The organism is Stenotrophomonas sp. 05L44_2 (genome assembly GCF_056665995.1).
Genome location: NZ_JBFTNR010000931.1, coordinates 1 through 1,306, shown reverse-complemented (window position 1 = coordinate 1,306; position 1,306 = coordinate 1). Strand labels below are relative to the sequence as shown.

Annotated in this window: 2 protein-coding genes; both read left to right on the top strand. The window is 67.8% G+C overall.

The annotated features are described in order from the left end of the window. Positions 1–104 precede the first annotated feature (104 nt). The gene (locus AC1VAN_RS22070; protein ID WP_132825899.1) at positions 105–368 is read left to right on the top strand and encodes a putative signal transducing protein; all 264 of its coding nucleotides are present in this window, start codon (positions 105–107) and stop codon (positions 366–368) included. A gap of 30 nt (positions 369–398) precedes the next feature. Beyond that, positions 399–1,064 (top strand): peptide-methionine (S)-S-oxide reductase MsrA, encoded by a 666-nt coding sequence (gene msrA, locus AC1VAN_RS22065; protein ID WP_032974988.1) that lies wholly within the window; start codon positions 399–401, stop codon positions 1,062–1,064. The last annotated feature ends 242 nt before the right edge of the window (positions 1,065–1,306 follow it).

Sequence of the window (1,306 nt, the reverse complement as noted above, 5' to 3'; positions counted from 1 at the left end):
GCGCTACCATCCCGCACCAGTAGCGCCGGGCCATGCCCGGCGAGCGCAGCGGCACCATTCAGCCGCCGGGCGTATGCTGGAATCCTGTCCCACGGAGCYGCYGCATGCACATCGTGTACAAGGCCGACAATCTGTTCGACGCCCACCTGGTCAAGCACGCGCTGGAAGACGCCGGCATCCCGGCGTTCGTGTTCGGCGAGTCGCTGCTGGGCGGCATGGGCGAGCTGCCGCTGTTCGGCGTGCTGCGGGTCGGTATCCCCGACGCCGCGCGGGCACAGGCCGAAGAAATCGTGGCGGCGCTGGACTTGGGCCACGCCGCAGACGCCCCCATTTCAGATGCCGACGACATTGCCGGGCTTCCGGCGTAGGAGCGCATCATGTTGGGAATCGGACAGGGCATCCTCGGCATCGGGGCCTTCAAGCAGCGCCTGCCGCGCCCGGAAGAGGCTTTGCCGGGCCGCGACCAGCCGCTGCCGCTGCACAGCAACCAGCACTTCGTGAACAGCCATCCGCTGAAGGACCGTTTCGCCGGCCTGCAGCAGATCCGCTTCGCGCTGGGCTGCTTCTGGGGCGCCGAGCGCAAATTCTGGAACGAGCCGGGCGTGTACAGCACCTCGGTGGGCTATGCCGGTGGAATCACCCCGAACCCSACCTATGAAGAGGTCTGCTCGGGCCTGACCGGCCACACCGAGGTGGTGCAGGTGGTGTTCGACCCGGCGGTTGTCAGCCTGGAGCGGCTGCTGCAGCTGTTCTGGGAAAGCCATGACCCGACCCAGGGCATGCGCCAGGGCAACGACACCGGCACCCAGTACCGTTCGGCGATCCACGCCACCGACGAGGCCCAGTACGCCGCGGCGCTGGCCAGTGGCGAGGCCTACCGGGCGCAGCTGGCTGCAGCGGGTTATGGCCCGATCACCACCGAGATCGTGTATCCGGCACCGACGTACTACTACGCCGAGGACTATCACCAGCAGTACCTGGCCAAGAACCCGAACGGCTACTGCGGCATTGGCGGTACCGGCGTGAGCTGCCCAATCGGGTTGGATGTGGAGGTGCCGCGCTGACGCGCGGTGGTCCGCCTGCGGCGGGCAGAAGCCAAAGCCAAAGCAAAAGCCAAAGCGGCTGGGTTTCTGTGGGTTGGGCGGGGCAGTGTGGGTTGGCAGGACACGCCGTAAACCCCCCTCCGGGGGCCGGCCCAGCCGCTGGCGGCTGTGCGTTCGGGCGCTTGCGAAGCAGTGCTTCGCAAGCAAAGCGCCCTCACCCATGGGGGCTCGATGGCGCCATCCATGGCGCCAACGGTCCTGCC

What these genes read in the sequence shown, in the direction of transcription:
- AC1VAN_RS22070 (WP_132825899.1), top strand. Translation starts at nt 105, where the DNA reads ATGCACATCGTGTACAAGGCCGACAATCTGTTCGACGCCCACCTGGTC.